We start from the raw sequence: 21996 nt of genomic DNA, 5'->3' as shown, positions 1-21996 counted from the left end.
AAGTGAGTGGTGAACATGGAAGTACGCATCAAGCCGATATCGGTCGGCACCCTGTTGCTCGCAGTTTCCGTTTCCCAGGCCCAGGCTCAATACCTGGAATCCGGTAAACCCGGCGATCCCGCCAGTTGGCGCAGCGCCGAGTTCCTGCGTGACTGGGGCCTTCAGCGCATGCAGGCCGATCAGGCTTACGCGGCGGGCATCACCGGCAAAGGCGTGAAAATCGGCGCTCTCGATTCCGGCTTCGATGCCGCTCATCCCGAGTTCGCCACCGACCGTTATCACCCGGTACTGGCCAGCGGCAGTTACATTGACGGCTCGCTGTTCAACGTCGACGGCACCCTCAACCCCAACAACGATTCCCACGGCACTCACGTGGTCGGCACCATGGGCGCGTCCCGTGACGGCACGGGTATGCAAGGCGTGGCTTACAACGCGCAGATCTACGTCGGCAACACCAACAAGAACGACAGTTTCCTGTTCGGCCCCAACCCCGATCCGCGTTATTTCAAAGCGGTGTACGACGCACTGGCCGATGCCGGCGTGCGCGCGATCAACAACAGTTGGGGCAGCCAGCCGCCGGATGTCAGCTACCGCACACTGGCCGACCTGCACGCCGCTTACGCCCAGCACTTCAACAAAGGCACCTGGCTCGACGCGGCTGCCGATGTTTCCCGTCGTGGCGTGATCAACGTGTTCAGCGCCGGCAACAGTGGTTATCCGAACGCCAGCGTACGCTCGGCGCTGCCGTACTTTCAGCCGGATCTTGAAGGCCACTGGCTGGCGGTCTCCGGGTTGGATCAGAGCAATCAGCAGAAGTACAACCAGTGCGGTATCGCCAAGTACTGGTGCATCACCACCCCCGGGGCGAAGATCGACAGCACGATTCCTGGCGGCGGTTATGCGATCAAGTCCGGCACGTCGATGTCGGCGCCGCACGCCACTGGCGCACTGGCGTTGGTGATGGAACGTTACCCGTACATGAGCAATCAGCAGGCACTCGAAGTGCTGCTGACCACCGCCACGCAACTCGATGGCTCAGTGACCGATGCACCCACCGAGCGGGTCGGCTGGGGCGTGGCCAACCTGAACCGGGCGATGCGCGGGCCGGGGCAATTGCTCGGGGCGTTTGACGCTAATCTCGCGGCCGGGCAAAGCGATGTCTGGAGCAATGACATCTCCGACAAGGCGCTGATCCAGCGTCAGAGCGAAGACCTCGCCGAACACAGCGCCTGGCAGCAGACCTTGCAAGACAAAGGTTGGCAGAACGGTGTTGCCGCCGGTGCCAGTCAGCAGGATCAGACGGATTATGCCGTCGGTATGGCCCGCGATGCTGCTGCGGCAACCCGGGTTTATCAGGGCACCCTGATCAAGTCCGGAGCAGGGCGTTTGCTGCTTACCGGGGAAAACACCTATCGCGGCCCGACCACGATCAACGGCGGCCTGTTAAGCGTCAATGGCTCGCTGGTTTCGGCGGTTACCGTCAATAACGGCGGCACCCTGGGTGGCTCCGGACAGATCGGCTCGCTGACCGCCAACAGCGGCGGCCGTGTTGCGCCCGGCAACTCCATCGGTACCTTGAACGTCGCCGGTGACGTTACCTTCGCGCCGGGCTCTACCTACGCCGTTGAATTATCGCCGACCAGCAGCGATCGCATCGTCGCCGGTGGCACAGCAAATATCAGCGGCGCCACGGTCAGCCTGTCGCTGGAAAACAGCCCGACCTTGCTCAGCACCGCCGAGGCGCAAAGCCTGCTCGGCCGTCAGTACGACATCTTGCAAGCAGCCGGTGGCATACAGGGGCAGTTCGGTGCGGTGCTGCCGGATTACCTGTTCATCGGCGGCAGTCTCGATTACGCGGCCAACGGCATTCAACTCGATATCGAACGCAACGCGACGTCCTTCGCCAGCGTCGGCCAAACCCCGAACCAGCGTTCGGTGGCCGCTGCCGTCGAAGGTTTGGGCGCGGGCAACTCAGTCTACGAAAGCTTGCTGCTGTCGGCGGACGCAGCTTCCGCACAACAAGCCTTCCAGCAGCTGAGCGGCGAAATCTACCCAGCGATGGGCACGATGCTGATCAACGGCAGCCGTCAGCTGCGCGATGCCGTGGGCGAACGCCTGCACGATGCCTCGGCCAAACAAAACAACGGCTGGATCAAGGCACTTGGGGCGTGGGGCTCGACTGATTCAAACCATGACACGGCGGGTTACAGTACCTCATTGGGTGGGTTGTTGGCCGGTGTTGACGGCGCACTGGACGAACAGACCCGCATCGGTCTGGTCACCGGTTACAGCGATAGTTCGTTGAGCATGGGCTCGGGCACGCACTCGTCAGCCAAAGTCGACAGCTATCACCTCGGCGCTTACGCCGGACGCGAGATCGGCGCCTGGCGTCTGAGCACTGGCGCGGCCTACAGCTGGCATCGCGCCGATGTGAAGCGCGATCTGCAATACGGCAACGTCAGCGCCAAACAGAAAGCCAAGGTTGATGCGGCGACCACTCAAGTGTTCGGCGAGGCGGCTTATCGACTGCACCTGCAACCGTTGGCGCTGGAACCGTTCGCCAATCTCGCTTACGTGCATCTGGACACCGAAGGCTTCACTGAGAAGGGCGACGCAGCCGCGCTGAAAAGCTCCGGCGATCAGCGTGATGCGGTGCTCAGCACCCTCGGTGTGCGGGCGATCAAGACCTTCAACCTGTCGGCGCAGCAGACACTGGATGTCAGCGGCCATCTCGGCTGGCAGCACAGCCTGAGCGATATCGATTCCGAGCAGCATCTGCGCTTTGCCAGCGCTGGCACGCCGTACTCGGTGGAGAGTTCGGCACTGGTGCGTGACGCCGCGCTGGTCGGTGTGCAGGCCAGTCTGGCGTTGAGCAAGGACGTGCGGGTGAACCTGGATTACAACGGACAACTGGCCAGTCGCGAGAAGAGCCACGGCGTTGGTTTGAGCTTGAACTGGCAGTTCTGAACCACCGTTGATCACATACCTGTGGCGAGGGAGCTTGCTCCCGCTGGGGCGCGAAGCGGCCCCTGCATTTTCCAGTGGAATCGCGGATGCAGGTTTTGCGGCTGCTGCGCAGCCGATCGGGGATAAATCCCCTCGCCACAGGAAGATATTCTCAGCATTTGAGATAGACGGATTTTTCGCAACATCACTAAGGAAGGTCGCTGGATGAACAACAACAATACCCCCGCGCAAACGGGTGGCCGCTTTGCCCTGAAAACGCTGACTTGCGCCGTGTTGTACGCACTCACCACCCTGGGCTCCGCGCACGCTGCGTCCTATGTGGAAAGTGGTCGCACGGGCGATCCGACGAGTTGGCGCAGCGCCGAATTCCAGGCGGACTGGGGTTTGGGCGCCATCGGTGCCGATCATGCCTACGCTGCTGGCTACACCGGCAAAGGCGTCAAACTGGGCATTTTCGACCAGCCGGTTTACGCCGCGCATCCGGAGTTTTCCGGCAGTAACAAAGTCATCACCCTGGTCACCAGCGGCATTCGCGAATACACCGACCCGTACATTCCGGTGAAAGCCGGGGATGCGTTCCGCTATGACGGTTCGCCCTCGGTTGGCTCTGACGGCAAGCTCGGCGCCCACGGCACTCACGTCGGCGGCATTGCGGCGGGCAGCCGTGACGGCGGGCCGATGCACGGCGTGGCGTTCGGCGCGCAGATCATCAGCGCTGACAACGGCGACCCGGGCCCGGAAGATGGCATCGTTCGCGGTAACGATGGCGCGGTGTACAAGGCCGGTTGGGACGCGCTGATCGCCAGCGGCGCGCGGATCATCAACAACAGTTGGGGCATCGGCATCACCGACCGTTTCGACCTCGGTGGCCGCGACCCTGCGTACCCGCACTTCACCGTCAACGACGCGCAGGTGCAGTTCAACGAGATCCGCACGTTGCTCGGCACCAAACCCGGCGGCGCCTATGACGGCGCCATCGCCGCCGCGCGCAGCGGGATCGTGACGATTTTCGCCGCCGGCAACGACTACAACCTCAATAACCCGGACGCCATCGCCGGCCTCGGCTATTTCGTCCCGGACATCGCACCGAACTGGATCACCGTCGCCGCGTTACAACAGAATCCGGATCTGGCCAGCGCCAATCCGTACATCATGAGTACGTTCTCTTCGCGCTGCGGTTATACCGCGAGCTTCTGCGTCTCGGCGCCGGGTACGAAAATCTACAGCGCGATCATCGAAGGCACCAACGCCGACAACCTGACCACCGGCTACAAAAATTACAACGGCACCTCGATGGCTGCGCCACACGTGGCCGGCTCCATGGCGGTGCTGATGGAGCGCTTCCCGTACATGACCGGCGACCAGGTCGCCACAGTATTGCGTACCACCGCGACCGACCTCGGCGCACCGGGCATCGACGCCTTGTACGGCTGGGGCATGATCAACCTGCGCAAGGGCATTGATGGCCCGTCGATGTTCGTCACCGAGCAGGACATTCCTGAAGAGTTTCGTATTCAGGGGGCGTACGGTTCCGGCCAGTTCGTTGCGGATCTGCCGGGCATCGGCGCGATCATCGATCAGGGCAAACCCACCGAGCGTGTGTGTACCGACATCACTTGCGGCCTCGACACCTGGCGCAACGACATTTCCGGCCACGGCGGTTTGACCAAGCAAGGTATCGGCACTCTGGTGCTGACTGGCAACAACACCTACAGCGGCCCGACCCTGGTCAATCAGGGCCGACTGGCCATCAACGGTTCGCTGCAATCGGCGGTCACCGTCAATGACGGCGGCATCCTTGGCGGCAATGGCCGCATCGGTATGTTGTCGGTGAACAGCGGCGGCACTGTGGCGCCGGGCAATTCGATCGGCACCCTGAACGTGGCGGGTGACGTGACTTTCGCGCCGGGTTCGACCTACGCGGTAGAGCTGTCGCCGACCAGCAGCGACCAGATCGTCGCCACTGGCAAAGCAGTAATCGAAGGCGCCACAGTGACCATGTCGCTGGAAAACAGCCCGACCTTGCTGACCACCGGCGAAGTCAAAAGCTTGCTCGGTACGCAATACAACATCCTGCAAGCGGCCGGCGGCATTGAAGGACGCTTCGGTCAGGTGCTGCCGGATTATGCGTTCCTCGGCGGCACGCTCGCTTACTCGGCGAGCGGCATCCAGCTGGCCGTGGGGCGTAACGACGCGTCGTTCGCCAGCGTCGGCCTGACGCCTAACCAGCGTGCTGTCGGTGCCGCTGCCGAGCGCTTGGGCGCGGGCAATGCGCTGTTCGAAACCCTGCTGTTGTCGCCAAATGCCGCTTCGGCGCAGCAAGCCTTCCAGCAGTTGTCCGGCGAGATTCATCCGGCCATCGGCACGATGCTGATCAACGACAGCCGTTACCTGCGCGATGCCGTGGGCGAACGCTTGCGGGAGCGTGATCTGTTCGACGCCAGTGCGCCGACTGACGATCGCAGCAACGTATGGGTCAAGGTGCTCGGTGCCTGGGGCAAAAGCGATGGCGGGCATGACTATGCCGATTCCAACAGTTCCATCGGTGGCTTGCTGGCCGGTGTCGACGGCTTGATCGCTGAAGATACTCGCCTCGGCTTCGTTACCGGTTATAGCGACAGTTCGTTGAGCATGGGCAGTGGCACGCATTCGTCGGCATCCGTCGACAGCTACCACTTGGGTGCGTATCTGGGCCATGAAATCGACGCACTGCGTCTGACCGTTGGTGGCGCTTATAGCTGGCATCGCATCGACGTGAAGCGTGATCTGCAATTCGGCGACGTCAGCGGCAAGCAGAAGGTCAAACGCGATGCGACCACGGCGCAACTGTTCACCGAAGCGGCCTATGACTTGGGGCTGCAACCGATGAACCTGGAGCCGTTCGCCAATCTGGCTTACGTGCACCTGAACAGCGACAGCTTCACCGAGAAGGGTGATGCCGCCGCACTGAAGGGCGGTGAAGACAATCGCGATGCGGTGTTGTCGACCCTCGGTGTCCGCGCCAAGCGCACGTTTGCCCTGTCGGACAAGCATCAACTGGAACTGGGCGCGACGCTGGGCTGGCAGCACAACCTGAGCAGCGTCGACTCTGAAAACCATCTGGCATTCGCCAACGGCAACAGCGCGTTCAATGTGCAGAGCGTGTCGCTGGATCGTGATGCGGCGGTGGTCGGCGTGCGCGCCGGGCTGGCGCTCAATCGCGATGTGCGGGTGAACCTTGATTACAACGGGTTGATCGGTAGCAACGAGAAAGACCACGGTGTGGGTCTGACCCTCGACTGGCAGTTCTAAAGGAGTGCTGGCCGTTCCAGAGGGAACTGCCAGCACTTGTTTGAAGGAAGAGAGAGCACAACATGGGACTTTTTGATTACAAAAATGCCGATGGCAAAGCGTTGTACAGTGATGCCATCGCCCTGACGCTGTATGCCTACACGCCGACCGGGCAAGCCTTGCCGGGGACTGCCTGGAAGCCGGTCAGCGCGACGGCGCTGGGATACCAAGGCAAGGTCGGTGCGCAGGGCACGTTCTTCGGCGAGAAGGACGGTTTCACCAGCGCCGAGGCCGAAGTGCTCGGCAAGTACGACGCTGCCGGGAAGTTGATCGGTATTGGCATTGCCTTTCGTGGCACGGGCGGGCTGGGTTACAGCGACACCTTCGGCGACTTGAAAAACAATCTGCTGGCCGCCGTCGGGCCGTCGGATTACGCCACGCAATACGCAAAAAACGCCTTCGACAATTTGCTCAAGGCTGTTGCGGCGTTCGCCATCGTCAATGGCATCGCGCCCAAAGACGTGCTGATCAGCGGCCATAGCCTCGGCGGGCTCGGGGTTAACAGCGTTGCGGAGTTGAGCGCGAGCAATTGGGGTGGTTTCTTCAAAGACGCCAACTATGTGTCTTTTGCCTCGCCGACCCAGAGCAGCACCGGCAACAACGTGCTGAACATCGGTTACGAGAACGATCCGGTGTTCCGCGTGCTCGATGGCAGCACGTTCAGCACTGCGTCGATGGGCAAGCACGACAAGCCGCACGATTCGACCACCGACAACATCGTCAACTTCAACGACAACTACGCGTCTACCGCGCAAAACCTGGTGCCGTTCAGCATCGTCAATCCGCTGAACTGGTCGGCCCACAGTTCGCTGGGCTATGCCGATGGCTTGAACCGGGTGATCGATTCGAAGTTCTACAACCTGACCCACAAGGACTCGACCATCGTCGTCTCCAATCTGGAGGAAGCGTCCCGGGGTAAAACCTGGGTCGAGGACTTGGGTCGCAGCGGCGAGCCGCACACCGGCAGCACGTTCATCATCGGCACGCAAAGCAACGACTGGCTCAAGGGTGGGGCGGGTAACGACTTCCTTGAAGGTCTGGGCGGTGATGATCGTTTCCGTGATGACGGCGGCTTCAACATCCTGCTTGGCGGCCAGGGCCACAACACCTTCGAGTTGCAGAAACCGTTGCAGAACTTCAGCTTCGCCAACGATGGTGACGGCACGCTGTACGTGCGAGATGCCTATGGCGGCATCAGCATGACCCGCGACATCGGTGCGCTGGTGAGCAAGGAGTCGGGGTCGTGGTGGGGCAGCAAGGAGATCACTTGGGGCGTCACGGCCAAGGGTTTGACCAATGGCAGCGAGCTGACCCAGTACAACCATTCGCTTAGCGGCGATGGCTACGGCAATGCGCTGCACGCCACCAATGACAGCGACTGGTTGTTCGGGCTGGGCGGCGACGACAAGCTGATCAGCGACAAGGGCCAGGTGACCTTCGTCGGCGGTGCCGGCAATGATGTGATGACGGCGGTGGGTGGCAACAACACCTTCCTGTTCAGCGGTGCGTTCGGCTTTGATGCCATCAACGGCTATCAGGGCAGCGACAAACTGGTGTTCATGGGCGTCGAAGGCGCGGGGCAGGGCTACGACTACAAGCAGCATGCTTCGCAGTCGGGCGGCGATACCGTGCTGAAGATTGGCGAGTTTGCCGTGACCCTTGTGGGGGTTGGAGTGGCTAACCTGTCGGACGCAAGTTTCGTGTTCACCTGAACAGTAATCCTGTAGGAGCTGTCGAGTGAAACGAGGCTGCGATCTTTTGATCTTGCTTTAAAGAGCAAAGTCAAAAAATCGCAGCCTTCGGCAGCTCCTACAGTGTCCGCGTTAAGAAGTGTTGTATCGAAATGCTCCGGGGCGTCCCGCGAGGGGCGCCCTGGCTGTGAGCTATCTCTGACAATTCCAACAAAAGAGAGGCAATGGCAATGGGTGTGTATGACTACAAAAACTTCGGTACAGCCGATTCCAAGGCGTTGTTCAGCGACGCCATGGCCATCACGCTGTATTCCTACCACAACCTCGATAATGGCTTTGCCGCCGGTTATCAGCACAACGGCTTCGGCCTGGGCCTGCCGGCCACGCTGGTCACCGCGCTGATTGGCGGCACCGATTCTCAAGGCGTTATCCCCGGCATTCCGTGGAATCCAGACTCGGAAAAACTCGCCCTTGAGGCCTTGAAAAAGGCTGGCTGGACGCCGATCACTGCCTCGCAATTGGGTTACGACGGTAAGACCGACGCGCGCGGAACCTTCTTCGGCGAGAAGGCCGGATACACCAGCGCTCAGGTGGAAATCCTCGGCAAATACGACGCCCAGGGCCATCTCACCGAACTGGGCATTGCCTTTCGCGGCACCAGCGGCCCGCGAGAAATCCTCATCGGCGATTCGATTGGCGACGTGATCAACGACCTGCTTGCGGCATTCGGCCCCAAGGACTACGCCAAGAATTACGTCGGTGAAGCGTTCGGCAACCTGCTCAATGACGTGATGGCGTTTGCCAAGGCCAACGGCCTCACCGGTAAAGATGTGCTGGTCAGCGGCCACAGCCTCGGCGGGTTGGCGGTCAACAGCATGGCGGACTTGAGCGGCGGCAAGTGGGGCGGGTTCTTTGCCGACTCCAACTACATCGCCTACGCCTCGCCAACCCAGAGCAGCAACGACAAGGTGCTCAACGTCGGCTACGAAAACGACCCGGTATTCCGCGCTCTCGACGGCTCGACTTTCACCGGTGCCTCGGTCGGCGTTCATGATGCACCCAAGGAGTCGACCACCGACAACATCGTCAGCTTCAACGATCACTACGCTTCGAACGCATGGAATGTGCTGCCGTTTTCGATCCTGAATATTCCGACGTGGATATCGCACCTGCCGACGGCTTATGGCGACGGCATGAACCGGATCGTCGAGTCAAAGTTCTATGACCTGACCAGCAAGGACTCGACGATCATCGTCGCCAACCTGTCAGACCCGGCGCGGGCCAACACCTGGGTGCAGGATCTGAACCGCAACGCCGAGACTCACAAGGGCAGCACTTTCGTCATCGGCAGCGACGGCAATGACCTGATCCAGGGCGGCAGCGGCAACGACTATCTGGAAGGCCGCGCCGGCAACGACACCTTCCGTGATGGCGGCGGCTACAACATGATCCTTGGCGGGCAGGGCAGCAATACGCTGGACTTGCAGAAGTCGGTGAACACCTTCGACTTTGCCAATGACGGCGCGGGCAATCTGTACATTCGCGATGCCAGCGGCGGGATCAGCATCACCCGCGACATCGGCGCCATTGTCACCAAGGAACCGGGTTTTCTCTGGGGATTGTTCAAGGATGATGTGACCCACAGCGTCACGGCCAGCGGCTTGAAGGTTGGCAACAATGTCACGGCCTATGAGTCGAGCGTGAAGGGCAGCAACGGCGCTGACACACTCAAGGCTAATGCCAGCGGCGACTGGTTGTTTGGACTCGATGGCAACGATCACTTGATTGGTGGCGCGGGCAACGATGTGTTTGTCGGTGGCGCCGGCAATGATCTGATGGAGTCGGGTGGCGGGGCGGATACGTTCCTGTTCAATGGCGCGTTCGGGCAGGATCGGGTGGTCGGCTTTACCGCCAACGACAAACTGGTGTTCCTTGGCGTGCAGGGTGTGTTGCCGAACGACGACTTCCGCGCCCACGCCACGGCGGTCGGGCAGGATACGGTGCTGAAGTTTGGCGGCGATTCTGTGACATTGGTTGGGGTTGCGCTGAATAGCCTGAGTGGCGATGGCATCGTGATCGCCTGACACATCGATAACCTGTGGCGAGGGGATTCATCCCCGATGGGTTGCGTAGCAACCCCAATTGCGCCGACCGTGGCAGGCCTGAAACACCGCCTGCCCGGATTTTACGACTGCTGCGCAGACGATCGGGGATAAATCCCCTCGCCACAAAGTGTATTTGACGTGACTTGTTAGCCACTCTCCGACTCAAACCCTGTGCAAACAGAAAATGCGGCCTAAAGCCAGCACGTGCACACACGTTCTATAGCTAGCCGCCATTGAGCACAGGAGATTCAATCGTGAAAGGTTTCAAGGGGTATGTTGGTGTAGCGGGACTGGCGCTGTTAGCGGCCAATGCCTGGGCCGATCTGCCTCAAAGCTCGATTCTGAGCCGTTATGGCGTCACCACCGATCAATTGCCGAGCCCGGCGAAAACCGAGGTGGTTGAACCGGTTGTAGAGAAAAGCCGCTTTCAGATCCAGCCCGAACAACCGTTCGTGACGATTCGTCTGGGCGATGGCAAGCAGCCACAAACCACCGGCAACCTGAGTATTGACCGTATGGCGCAGCAGGATCTGGAACGTTGCCAGCGTTTGCAGGGCGAACTGGCCAAGCGTGGCGGAACGTACTTGAACTGCGACAACAGCATCCCGGGCATGACTGTCGATCAATGATGTTTTTGTAGGAGCTGCCGAAGGCTGCGATCTTTTGATCTTGAACTTGCAAATCAAAAGATCGCAGCCTTCGGCAGCTCCTACAGGGGTATTGCTTCGTCAGTCTTCCTTGCGCACCGTGGCCACTTCATCGGCCCGCACTTTCACCTTGGCGCCGGAAATATCCTCGAACTCATAGAAGCCGTCGTCGGTTTTGGTCTTCGGCATGTCCTTGGTCAAATACTGGGTGCCGTTCTGCAAGGTGACCACGGTCTGGGTCGAGCAACCGCCCAATGCCAGCAGGGCAGCTACCGCCAGCGGGATGCCCAGAGTCTTGATTTTGATACCCACGTCTAATTCCTCATTCGCTGTGATACCGAGCATTGTCGGTGTTCTAACGCGGTTGGTGCCATAGCGCCGGAAAAAGTTCGATAGGCCGGTGAAAAAATGCCATTGATCTTTTTCCGTTTGCGCCGGGGCGGGCAGAGCTGTTATCTGTACGCATAACCAGTACTCGCTCGCCATGGCCCTGAATCCCCGTGACTGCCAATCCCCTCGATGATCCGTTCTATTACCTCAACAACTTCCGGCAAGTGCTTGATTGGCTTGAGCTTCGCTACGCCGATTTGATGAGCGAACACGAGCTGGCATTTATTCACGATTTCAAAGCGTTGCCCAAAGCCTCGCAGGGCTTGCTGGTGCGAATGGTGATGCGCAAGGGTGTGCATTTTCGCGCGGGCAAGCTCAACTATGTGGAAATCGGCGATATCGCCCACGCGGCGCAGCCATTGCTGGATCAGGGCTGGATCGACGAACACGCCCCACTGGCGATTGCCGAACTCTTCGACGTATTGCTCAAGGCCGAAATTCTGCAAGCCTTCGGCGCCGTTATCGAACAACCCAAGGGGCGCAAGGACGACTGGCTGCCGCTGCTTGCCGGGCAATTCGCCGAACCGCGCAGTTTGCGCGAATGGGCACCGGCGCTTGCAGATCGATTGTTCAGCCTGGCCATCATGGACCTTTGCGATCGCTTGCGCCTGATGTTCTTCGGCAACCTGTATCAGGATTGGTCCGAGTTCGTGCTGGCTGACCTCGGCATCTTCACCTACGAGAAAGTCGAATTCAGCGCCGATTCCCGAGGCTTGCGCAGCCGTGAGGACGTCGACGCCTGCCTGTTTCTGCACAACTGCCAATTACGTTTCGAAGCTGGCGAACCGCTGGCAACCATTGTCGAACAAGTCAGTGCCTTGCACTTCGACAACCCGTGGCTGCAGCGTCGGCGCAACAAGGTACTTTTCCAGATCGGTCAGTACTGTGAGCGCATCACCGAGTTCGCCCTGGCCCTGAACATTTACCGCAATTGCGCCTATCCCGGCGCCCGATTGCGGATGATCCGCGTCCTTGAGCGTTGCAGTGAATACGCTTTGGCGCTGGAAATCGCCACGCTCGCCGAGCAGGCACCGCAAAGCGCCACCGAGCAGCAAGGCTTGCAGCGCATGGTGCCGCGACTGCGCCGCAAGCTCGGTGGCCCGCCACTCAAACGGCTGGCGCCTAGACCGGTGGAACGTCTCGATCTGCACTTGCCGCGCACTGATCCGGCGCTGTCGGTGGAGTTTTACGTGCAGGCGCATCTGCATGACGACGACGGCCCGGTGCATTACGTGGAAAACAGCCTGATCAACTCATTGTTCGGTCTGTTGTGCTGGCCGGCAATTTTTGCGCCGCTGCCGGGGGCGTTTTTTCACCCGTTCCAGCGTGGCCCGGTGGATCTGCTCAATGAAGATTTCCAGCAGCGCCGTGCCGATCTGTTCGACGCTTGCCTCGCCGAACTCGATGACGGCCGTTATGCCGACACCATCCGCGCGCGGTTTGTCGCCAAGTGGGGCGTGCAGTCGCCGTTCGTGTTCTGGGGCGCCTTGAATGAAGCGCTGCTTGAGCAAGCGCTGGCCTGCCTGCCCGCCGAACACCTCAAACACTGGTTCAACCGTTTGCTGCTCGACATCAAGGCCAACCGCGCCGGGATGCCCGACCTGATCCAGTTCTGGCCGCAGCACAAAACCTACCGGATGATCGAAGTCAAAGGCCCGGGCGACCGTTTGCAGGACAATCAACTGCGTTGGCTGGAGTTCTGTCACGAGCACCAGATGCCGGTGGCCGTGTGTTACGTGCAATGGGCGGAGCAGAGCGCTTGAGCTACAGCATTGCGGTGCGGGCGCTGTGTGAGTTCACTGCCAAGACCGGCGACCTCGACCTGCGTTTCACCCCATCACCCACGGCGCTGGAGGGCATTGCCGGCCATCGCACAGTGGCCTCGCGGCGTAATGACCAGTACCAGAGCGAAGTGGCGCTCGAAGGTGAGTTTCGCCAGTTGAAGGTCAAGGGCAGGGCGGACGGCTACGATCCGGCGCAGAACTGCCTGGAAGAAGTCAAAACCTATCGCGGCGACCTGAGCAAGCAACCGCCCAATCACCGCCAGTTGCACTGGGCGCAAGCGAAGGTCTACGGCTGGCTGATGTGTCGCAAACTCGATCTTGCGCAGATCAACGTGGCGCTGGTGTATTTCGACATCGTCAGCGAGAAGGAAACCTGCCTGGTCGAAGCCTTCAGCGCCGAGGCCTTGCAGGTCTTTTTCGAGCAGCAATGCAGCTTGTTCCTTTATTGGGCCGAGCAGGAAATGGCCCACCGCGACGCCCGCAATCTGGCCGCGCAGCATCTGGCCTTTCCTCACCCGGACTTTCGTCCCGGCCAACGGCATCTGGCTGAATCGGTGTTCAAAGCGGTGAGTACCGGCCGTTGTCTGATGGCGCAGGCGCCAACCGGCATCGGCAAAACCCTCGGCACGCTGTTCCCGATGCTCAAGGCGCTGGCGCCGCAGCAACTGGACAAGGTGTTCTTTCTGACCGCCAAGACGCCCGGGCGCAAACTGGCGCTGGATGCCAGTCAGGTGTTGTTCGATCAATCCGAGACCTTGCCGCTGCGAGTATTGGAAATGGTCGCCCGGGACAAGGCCTGTGAACACCCGGACAAGGCCTGCCACGGTGAATCCTGCCCCTTGGCCCAAGGCTTCTATGATCGTCTGCCCGCCGCCCGGGAAGCGGCCAGTCGCATCAAGCTGCTCGATCAGGCCGCGATGCGCAAAGTCGCCGCGCAGCATACGGTGTGTCCGTATTACCTGAGCCAGGAAATGGCTCGTTGGGCTGATGTGGTGATCGCCGATTACAACTATTACTTTGATTTCAGCGCGCTGCTGTACGGTCTGGCGCAGCTCAATCAGTGGAAGGTCGCGGTGTTGGCGGACGAGGCGCACAACCTGGTCGAGCGCGGCCGGCAGATGTACAGCGCCAGTCTTGATCAGGCGACGCTGGGCGGTGTGCGCAAAACCGCGCCCGAAGCGCTGAAAAAGTCCCTGCAACGGGTCAACCGCGAATGGAATGCGCTGCATGCGCCGCAACTGGCGGCGTATCAGGCCTACGACAAAGCCCCGGAAAAACTGCTTCAGGCGATTTCACTGTGTTGCTCAGCCATCGGCGATTACCTCAATGATCATCCGCAAGGGCTGGACAGTGGCTTGCAGAACTTCTACTTCGACCTGCTGCAATTTGGCCGGGTGGCGGAGCTGTACGACGAGCATTACCTGTTCGACATCAGTAAACGCGACCTCGACCGCAAACGCCCGCTGTCTCAGCTGTGCCTGCGCAACGTGGTGCCCGCGGCATTTATTGGTCCGCGCCTGAAATCTGCGCGTAGCAGCGTACTGTTTTCCGCCACCCTCAGCCCGCGCAACTATTACGCCGACTTGCTCGGCACGCCGGCCGACACCGTGTGGATCGACGTCGAGTCGCCGTTCAGCGCCGAGCAATTACAGGTGCAGATCGTCAGCCGCATCTCCACGCGATTCAATCATCGGCAGGCGTCGCTGGCTCCCATCGTTGAACTGATCGCCCGTCAGTTCAGTGAACGGCCGGGCAATTATCTGGCGTTCTTCAGCAGTTTCGATTACCTGCAGCAAGTGGCGACTTTATTAGCCGAGCGGCATCCGCACATCACCCTGTGGCAGCAATCGCGCGGCATGGTCGAGGGCGCGCGGCAGGCCTTTCTCGATCAGTTCACCGCCGATAGCCAGGGCGTCGGCTTTGCCGTATTGGGCGGCGCCTTCGGTGAGGGCATCGATTTACCCGGCGCGCGGTTGATCGGCGCCTTCATCGCCACGCTGGGGCTGGCGCAGCTCAACCCGGTCAATGAACAGTTGAAACGGCGGATGGCGGCGATCTTCGGTGCCGGTTACGACTACACCTATCTGTTCCCCGGCGTGCAGAAAGTGGTGCAGGCCGCAGGGCGCGTTATCCGCACCCGCGAGGATCGCGGCGTGGTGATGCTGATCGACGATCGCTTCGCCGAGAGCCGGATCAAACAACTGTTGCCGCGTTGGTGGGCCATCCAGCATGAACCGGTCGCTTCCCAAATGTCCGGATTGCCGCATACTCCTGCCCATGACTTTGTGCGGTGAATGTAATGAGCGAAAAGAACAAGTCCGCGGCGATCGAAGAGATGCGCTTTCGGCTGTTGATCGACGCGGTGGTCGACTACGCGATCTACATGATCGACCCGGACGGCATCATCACCAGTTGGAACTCCGGCGCCAAGCGCTTCAAGGGTTACGAGGAGGCGGAGATCCTCGGCGAGCATTTTTCGCGGTTCTATACCGCTGATGATCGCGCGGCCGGCCTGCCGCAAAGGGCGCTCGACACGGCGATCCGTGAAGGACGCTTCGAAGGCGAGGGCTGGCGGGTGCGCAAGGACGGCACGAACTTCTGGTCACACGTGGTCATTGATCCGATCATTGACCCGAGCGGCAAGCTCCTGGGGTTCGCCAAGATCACTCGCGACCTGACCGACCGCAAGATGGCGGAAGAAACCCTCAAGCAGAGTGAGCAACAGTTCCGCCTGCTGGTGCAGGGCGTCACCGACTATGCGATCTACATGCTCAGCCCTGAAGGGCGAGTCAGTAACTGGAATCAGGGCGCGCAGCGGATCAAGGGTTACCTGCCGGAGGAAATCATCGGTCAGCATTTTTCGATTTTCTATACCCCCGAAGATCGTGAGCGCGGCGAGCCGCTGCGGGCGCTGGAGATCGCTACACGAGAAGGTCGCTTCGAGAACAAGAGCTGGCGCGTGCGCAAGGACGGCACGCGGTTTCTGGCGCATGTGGTGGTCGATGCGATTCGCGGGGAAACCGGTACGTTGCTCGGGTTTGCCAAGATTACCCGTGACGTCACCGAGGCCCATGAGGCGCAAGTCGCCCTGGAAAAGACTCGCGAGGCGCTGGCCCAGGCGCAGAAGATGCAAGCCATCGGTCAGCTCAGCGGCGGTATTGCCCACGACTTCAATAATCTGCTGACGGTCATTCTCGGCAACCTTGAGATCGTTCAGAAGCGCGTCGGCGACGACGCGAAGATCAGACGCTTGCTGGAAAACGCCACGCAAGGCGCTTTGCGCGGTGTGTCGCTGACCCAGCGCATGCTGGCGTTCGCCCGCCGTCAGGAACTCAAGACCGAATCGGTCGACATTCCACTGTTGGTGCAAGGCATCACCGGGCTGTTGCGCAGCTCCCTGGGGCCGGGTATTCGCATCGAGACGCAGTTTCCCGCAAACCTTGAACCGGTACTGGCGGACACCAATCAATTGGAGCTCGCCTTGCTCAACCTGGCGACCAACGCCCGCGATGCCATGCCTGAGGGTGGCAGTGTCATCATCAAGGCGCAGCCGGAAGTCGTGTTTGAACTCGGTCATTCTGACTTGGCGGCGGGTCGATATGTCTGCCTGAGCCTGACCGACACTGGTGAAGGGATGGATGAGCACACGCTGGCCATGGCCAAGGATCCGTTTTTCACCACCAAGGGCGTGGGCAAGGGCACCGGATTGGGGTTGTCGATGGTCTATGGTTTTATCGAGCAACTCGGCGGCCGCTTTATCCTCAAGAGCGAGAAAACGCAGGGCACCACGGCTGAACTGTGGATACCCGTGGCCGTTGAGGGCGAAACGGCCAAGCCGGTGTATCCGTCGACCGAACTTATCGCGGTGCCACGCCTGAGCGTATTGGTGGTGGACGACGATTCACTGGTGTTGACCAGCACCAGTCTGCTGCTCGAAGACCTCGGCCATCGCGTGGTCAGCGCCACGTCCGGTACCCAGGCCCTGGCGTTGTTCGATCAAGGCGAGGTCATTGACCTGATGATCACAGACATGGCAATGCCGCACATGAGCGGGGCGCAACTGGCGCATGCGGTGCGTCTGCTCAAACCGGATCTGCCGATCATCCTCGCCACGGGTTACGCCGAACGTCTGGAGGGTTTTTCGGCGCAATTACCGCGTCTGTCCAAGCCGTTCACGCAATTGAATCTGGTGGAGATCATTGCTCAGTCGATGAAATGAATCCGGCTGAACTTGTCCGTGGCAGAGCGCTTCTAAACGTTTTCCTGCTTCGGAGCGTGCGTCCCGTGCCTCGCATTTTGACTCAGCCCACCGCTGAAGAAACCCTGACCGAACATGACGCCAAGATGTTCGGCTCACCCAAGGAACGACTGGATTTCTATCGCCGTGAGATTCAGTACGAAACCAGCATCCTCGCCAATCGCACCGATGCCTATCTGGCGGCGCAGTCGTTTCTGGTGATTGCCTTTGCATCGTGCATGTCCAACCTCAACCCGGAGTGGGGCAAGTTGTTTACGCTGGTGGTGCCACCGTTCCTGGCGCTGCTCGGTCTGCTCAGCTCGCTCAACGCCTGGCCGGGGATTCGCGCAGCGTATGACATCATCGATCACTGGCACTTCAAACAGAGTCATTTGCTGCTCAGCGAGCCGTTAATGGGGCTGGCCTATGACGAGTCGCCGCTGTTCAGCGAGACGGAATCGAGCCACAAGGGTTATCGCAAGTCGCTGCTGTTCTCGGTGCGCACGCCATGGATCTTTGCGACGTTTTGGGTGGTGTTGGGGAGTTATGCGGTGTTTATTCAGGTGACCAATCCGGGGGGATGAGTGCCGGACAGAAAAAGCCCGGTTTTCAACAGCCGGGCTTTTTCTTCGCTTCGGTCACTCGGTGGTCTCAAGCTGCCGCCGCAGCCCCTGCGAGTTCTGCACCGACATCGGAATCGGTGGGAAATCTTCATTCAGCACGCACAGATGCTCAATTGCATCGGCAAACTTCACATCGGCTTTTCGGCGTAACGCCCTGTATTGCTCAAACTGTTCGACATCCAGTTGCCCGGTTTCGAGTAACTCATGAGCCGCCCGATTCAGCGCCTGCGCTTCTTCGAACAATTGACGATTGCGCTCCAGAGCCAACGCTCTGCAAGCCTTGATTTGCGCAGGAGTCGAGCATTCTTTCATGACCGTGACCTTAAGTTTTCAAGGATTCCTTTTCATAGGCTTGTCGCCGCAGGGGAACCGAACCTGCCGGACCCCGTCGGACCGGGCCAGCGGGGGGTTATGGTTGTGACCATCGACCTTTACGCAGAGATCCATTTTTTTGCAGAAGATTTTCTAGGGCTTTTGATGCTTGCGTTGTTCATAACGAGCAAGGATCGGTTGGGTGCTGATCCCGTGCAGCAAAATGCTAAGCGCCACGACAGACAGCGTGATGTCGGTACACAGCGCCGCAACCGAGTCGCTCAGGCCATGATTCAAGGCATAAAACAAATAGAAAAGACTGCCGATTCCGCGGATACCGAACCAGCCGATCAACAACCGCTGTCGTCCCTCCAGCAACGAACCCCATGGCATCAGCGCTACGCAAACCGGGCGAATCACGCAGAACAACACGCCGCCGACCAGCAAGGCCCGCCAGTCCCAATGTGTCACCAGCACCACGCCGAGCAGCGTTACCAGAAACACCTCCATTGCCCGTTCGACCAGACTGCCGAACGACAACATGTCGCCCATCATGATGCCGGCGGCGACCTGGCTGTTCTGTAGTTGCTCAGTGTCGCCATGTACCGCGTGTTGCGGCTCGACGTTCTGGTGGCCGACCACCGGCTGCACCAGATGTTCGGCGGGCGGCTGGCTGGCGCCGGTCGACTTCACTTCCACCTGACGCAAGCCAAGCCCTGCGGCGAATACCGACAGGAACCCGTAGCCACCGATGGATTCAGCTACCACATAGGCCAGAGCGATCAGCGCCAAGGCCAGATAATCATTGGGGCTCAGGGTGCTGTCGTCGTTGTGCAAGCGCATGGACAGCGTCAGGCGTCCGATGCCGCGACCCATCCAGTACCCGGTCAGCAGCCCGGCCGGCACCGCCCACAAGAGGCTGTGCAAAATCCAGTTCGGCCACTCGTCGGGATGCCCGGAGCCGTCCAGCAGCAACATGCCAAGCAATACAAAGGGGAAGGCAATGCCGTCATTGAGTCCTGCCTCGCCGGACAGGCCGAAGCGCACACTGTCGACATCCCGCGCATCGTTGACCTGCACCAGAGCCGCGAGTACCGGATCGGTCGGCGCCAGAATTGCGCCAATCAACAACGACGGCCCCCACGGCAATTGCAACCCCCAGTGCAACAACGCGCATACGCCGGCGATGGTCAGCACCATCACCGGCCCGGCCAGGCCGAATGCGATTCGCCAGCGCTTGTCGCGCAGGGGCAAACGTAGTTTCAGCCCGCAGACAAACAGCGAAAAGAGCACCGCGACTTCTGTCAGGTGCTCCATCCACTGCGAGGCGTTATCGACCGACAGTTTCAGCAGATCAAGGCCACTGGGGCCAATGCCGATCCCCAGCAGAAGGCACACGGCCGAGGTAGTGACCGGCATCCAGCGCAGGTACGACGAGGTGAGGGCCAGAGTCAGCAGCACTGCGCCGAGCACGGCGACCCATACAATGAATGTCACGATGCGTTGTCGCGACGGATACCTGTCCAAGCGAGGGCGAGGAGGTTGAGACGTTTGGTGATAGGCGCGGACATGACAGCCTCCTGATCGTTACTCTTAAAGTATTGAGAGGCGTCATGCCGGCGGGTTCAGTTTTTCTCGCGTGCTGTCACAGCATCGGCTTACCGCCGGTCACGCCATAGCGCTGGCCGGTGATGTAACTGGCTTCGTCCGAGGCCAGCAGCACATAGATCGGTGCCACCTCCACCGGTTGGCCGGGCCGACCGAGCGGGGTGTTGCCGCCGAAGTTCTGTACCTCTTCATCGGGCATGGTCGAGACGATCAGCGGCGTCCAGATTGGCCCTGGCGCGACACAGTTCACGCGGATCGCTTTCGGCCCGAGCATTTGCGCCAGGCCGCCGGTGAAGTTGGCAATCGCGCCCTTGGTGGTCGCGTAGGCGAGCAGGCTCGGTTTGGGCATGTCCGAGTTGACCGAACTGGTGTTGATGATCGACGCGCCGGGGCGCATGTGTTTGATCGCTGCCTGACACAGCCGGAAAATGGCGGTGATGTTGACATCGAAGGTCATCACCCATTCGTCATCGGGGATGTCTTCTAAGTTTTCGTGGGTCATCTGGAACGCGGCGTTGTTGACCAGCACATCGATGCGACCAAAGCGCTCAACGGTTTGATCGACCAGCGCCTGGCACTGGGCCTTCTGCGCGATATCGCCTGGCAGCAACAGGCATTGGCGCCCGGCCTGTTCGACCCAGCGTGCGGTTTCTTTGGCGTCTTCGTGTTCGTTGAGATAAGCGACCGCAACGTCAGCGCCTTCACGGGCAAAAGCGATCGCCACGGCACGGCCGATGCCGCTGTCACCGCCGGTGATCAGGGCGATCTTGCCGGCCAGCCGCCCGGAACCGACGTAGCTCTGCTCGCCACAGTCTGGATAGGGCTCCATCTTGCGTTGCGAACCGGGAACGGTTTGCGCCTGCGCGGGGAAGGGTGGTTTTGGGTAATCGGTCATCGTCAGTCTCCGAGTCACATGGCAGGTATGGGCGGTTGACCCGGGGTGTTTGCCGTGAGTTCGATCGGATTTGCGATGGATTTTTGTGAACGCTGACTCAACGTAGGAGCTGCCGAAGGCTGCGATCTTTTGATTTTGTTTTTAACAGACAAGATCAAAAGATCGCAGCCTTCGGAAGCTCCTCATGGGGGGGCGGGTTAGCGGTTGGCCAGAGCCCGCTCCATCCGCGCAATGCCTTCTTCGAGCAGCGCACGCGGGCAGCCGAAATTCAGGCGCACGAACTGCTGGTTTTGATCGCCAAAATCCAGACCGGCACTGAGGCCTACCTTGCCCTGTTCAAGGAAAAACTGCTGCGGGTTGGGCAGATCCAGGGCCGAGCAATCGAGCCAGGCCAGATAGGTGCCCTGCGGTACATTGATGGTCACGCCCGGCAAACGGCTGCGCACCGCGTCAACCAGATAATCGCGGTTGGCCTGCAGATAGGTTTTCAGCTCGGCCAGCCAAGGCCCGGCTTCGCTGTAAGCGACGCGGGTGGCTTCCATGCCCAGCGGGTTGACGCTGTCGACCATGCCGCAACGGGCGTGATTGACGCGTTCGCGCAGGGCGGCGTCCTGGATGATCATGAACGAGGTTTTCAGACCGGCGATGTTGTACGCCTTACTCGCCGACATCAGGGTGATGGTGCGCTGGGCGATTTCCGGGCTCAGGGACGCGGTCGGAATATGTACGCGACCGTCGAAGCACAGTTCGGCGTGGATTTCGTCGGAGATGATCCAGGCGTCCTGCGCCACACAGATGTCGGCCACGGCTTGCAGCTCTTCGCGGCCGAACACTTTGCCGATCGGGTTGTGCGGGTTGCTCAGCAGCAACGCGCCGCCGCCGGTCAGCGATTCACGCAGCACGTCCAGCGGCGTGGCGTAAGTGCCGTCGGCCTGGGCGACGAATTCCAGTTCAACCTTGTTCATGCCCCAATGGCCCGGCGCGTGGCGCAGCGGCGGGTAATTCGGTACCTGCACCACGACGTTCTGCTGTGGCTGCACCAGTGCTTTCAAAGCCATGTTGAAGCCCGACTCGACGCCCGGCAGGAAGATCAGCTCTTGCGGTTTGACCTTCCAGGCGAATTTGTTCCAAAGGTCGGCGACGATGGCCTCGCGCAGGTTGTCCTGGGCGACGCTGTAACCCACCAGTGGATGCAGCAAACGTTGTTGCAAAGCTTCGATCACCACCGGTGGCGCGGCGAAATCCATGTCAGCGACCCACATGGGCAGCACGTCGGCCGGATAGCGGCTCCACTTGGTGCTGCCGGTGTCGTGGCGGTCGAATACCTGATCAAAATCGAAAGTCATGCGCGGTCTCGTGAAGGCGGGATTGGTCCTGCCGGCCATTCTAAGCCCATGGCCAGGTGGG

14 protein-coding genes are annotated in these 21996 nt (G+C 60.4%); 9 read left to right on the top strand and 5 right to left on the bottom strand.

Annotated features, from left to right (window positions below; genetic code table 11):
- The first annotated feature begins 15 nt into the window (after window positions 1-15).
- The 5 genes from eprS (at window position 16) to ACA069_RS15025 (ending at window position 10722) form a co-directional block, all read left to right on the top strand.
- On the top strand, window positions 16-2967 hold the full coding sequence (gene eprS / locus ACA069_RS15045; RefSeq protein WP_497614057.1) for an autotransporter serine peptidase EprS: 2952 nt from the start codon (window positions 16-18) through the stop codon (window positions 2965-2967).
- 204 nt (window positions 2968-3171) lie between these two features.
- Window positions 3172-6258, top strand: coding sequence for an autotransporter domain-containing protein (locus ACA069_RS15040; protein ID WP_497614055.1), 3087 nt, complete (start codon window positions 3172-3174; stop codon window positions 6256-6258).
- A gap of 62 nt (window positions 6259-6320) precedes the next feature.
- Window positions 6321-8009, top strand: coding sequence for a polyurethane esterase (locus ACA069_RS15035; RefSeq protein ID WP_497614053.1), 1689 nt, complete (start codon window positions 6321-6323; stop codon window positions 8007-8009).
- Between the two features lie 209 nt (window positions 8010-8218).
- Window positions 8219-10072 (top strand): polyurethane esterase, encoded by a 1854-nt coding sequence (locus ACA069_RS15030; RefSeq protein ID WP_497618251.1) that lies wholly within the window; start codon window positions 8219-8221, stop codon window positions 10070-10072.
- Between the two features lie 275 nt (window positions 10073-10347).
- Window positions 10348-10722 (top strand): hypothetical protein, encoded by a 375-nt coding sequence (locus ACA069_RS15025; protein ID WP_497614051.1) that lies wholly within the window; start codon window positions 10348-10350, stop codon window positions 10720-10722.
- Between the two features lie 99 nt (window positions 10723-10821).
- On the opposite strand, the gene ACA069_RS15020 is transcribed toward ACA069_RS15025, so the two are convergent.
- Window positions 10822-11046 (bottom strand): YgdI/YgdR family lipoprotein, encoded by a 225-nt coding sequence (locus ACA069_RS15020; protein ID WP_187681354.1) that lies wholly within the window; start codon window positions 11044-11046, stop codon window positions 10822-10824.
- A 194-nt stretch (window positions 11047-11240) separates the two neighbouring features.
- On the opposite strand from ACA069_RS15020, the gene ACA069_RS15015 reads away from it, so the two are divergent.
- The 4 genes from ACA069_RS15015 (at window position 11241) to ACA069_RS15000 (ending at window position 17735) form a co-directional block, all read left to right on the top strand.
- A complete protein-coding gene (locus ACA069_RS15015) occupies window positions 11241-12893 on the top strand; it encodes a VRR-NUC domain-containing protein (RefSeq protein WP_497614049.1) in 1653 nt (550 codons plus the stop codon).
- Window positions 12890-15208, top strand: coding sequence for an ATP-dependent DNA helicase (locus tag ACA069_RS15010; RefSeq protein ID WP_497614047.1), 2319 nt, complete (start codon window positions 12890-12892; stop codon window positions 15206-15208). Before ACA069_RS15015 ends, ACA069_RS15010 begins: the two co-directional genes overlap by 4 nt.
- Window positions 15209-15213: 5 nt before the next feature.
- A complete protein-coding gene (locus ACA069_RS15005; RefSeq protein ID WP_497614045.1) occupies window positions 15214-17133 on the top strand; it encodes a hybrid sensor histidine kinase/response regulator in 1920 nt (639 codons plus the stop codon).
- A gap of 65 nt (window positions 17134-17198) precedes the next feature.
- The gene (locus ACA069_RS15000) at window positions 17199-17735 is read left to right on the top strand and encodes a hypothetical protein (protein ID WP_187681350.1); all 537 of its coding nucleotides are present in this window, start codon (window positions 17199-17201) and stop codon (window positions 17733-17735) included.
- Between the two features lie 54 nt (window positions 17736-17789).
- Here ACA069_RS15000 and ACA069_RS14995 read toward each other — a convergent pair whose 3' ends face one another.
- The 4 genes from ACA069_RS14995 to ACA069_RS14980 all read right to left on the bottom strand — a co-directional run bounded on the left by ACA069_RS14995 (window position 17790) and on the right by ACA069_RS14980 (window position 21935).
- Window positions 17790-18086, bottom strand: a complete 297-nt coding sequence (locus ACA069_RS14995) for a hypothetical protein (protein WP_497614043.1) — start codon at window positions 18084-18086, stop codon at window positions 17790-17792.
- Window positions 18087-18239: 153 nt separating this feature from the next.
- Complete coding sequence (locus ACA069_RS14990) at window positions 18240-19583, bottom strand: cation:proton antiporter (protein WP_497614041.1); 1344 nt, start codon at window positions 19581-19583, stop codon at window positions 18240-18242.
- A gap of 148 nt (window positions 19584-19731) precedes the next feature.
- Complete coding sequence (locus ACA069_RS14985; protein ID WP_497614039.1) at window positions 19732-20589, bottom strand: SDR family oxidoreductase; 858 nt, start codon at window positions 20587-20589, stop codon at window positions 19732-19734.
- A 197-nt stretch (window positions 20590-20786) separates the two neighbouring features.
- Window positions 20787-21935: a MalY/PatB family protein gene (locus ACA069_RS14980; RefSeq protein WP_401264045.1), complete on the bottom strand. Its 1149-nt coding sequence runs from the start codon at window positions 21933-21935 to the stop codon at window positions 20787-20789.
- Between the last annotated feature and the right edge of the window lie 61 nt (window positions 21936-21996).

Source organism: Pseudomonas sp. LBUM1652, assembly GCF_059716105.1.
The sequence above is the reverse complement of the archived record's forward strand: the minus strand, read 5'-3'. Positions and strand labels throughout refer to the sequence as shown.

What these genes read in the sequence shown, in the direction of transcription:
- ACA069_RS15005 (WP_497614045.1), top strand. Translation starts at nt 15,214, where the DNA reads ATGAGCGAAAAGAACAAGTCCGCGGCGATCGAAGAGATGCGCTTTCGG.
- ACA069_RS15030 (WP_497618251.1), top strand. Translation starts at nt 8,219, where the DNA reads ATGGGTGTGTATGACTACAAAAACTTCGGTACAGCCGATTCCAAGGCG.
- ACA069_RS15040 (WP_497614055.1), top strand. Translation starts at nt 3,172, where the DNA reads ATGAACAACAACAATACCCCCGCGCAAACGGGTGGCCGCTTTGCCCTG.
- eprS (WP_497614057.1), top strand. Translation starts at nt 16, where the DNA reads ATGGAAGTACGCATCAAGCCGATATCGGTCGGCACCCTGTTGCTCGCA.
- ACA069_RS14985 (WP_497614039.1), bottom strand. Translation starts at nt 20,589, where the DNA reads ATGACCGATTACCCAAAACCACCCTTCCCCGCGCAGGCGCAAACCGTT.
- ACA069_RS14980 (WP_401264045.1), bottom strand. Translation starts at nt 21,935, where the DNA reads ATGACTTTCGATTTTGATCAGGTATTCGACCGCCACGACACCGGCAGC.
- ACA069_RS15035 (WP_497614053.1), top strand. Translation starts at nt 6,321, where the DNA reads ATGGGACTTTTTGATTACAAAAATGCCGATGGCAAAGCGTTGTACAGT.
- ACA069_RS14995 (WP_497614043.1), bottom strand. Translation starts at nt 18,086, where the DNA reads ATGAAAGAATGCTCGACTCCTGCGCAAATCAAGGCTTGCAGAGCGTTG.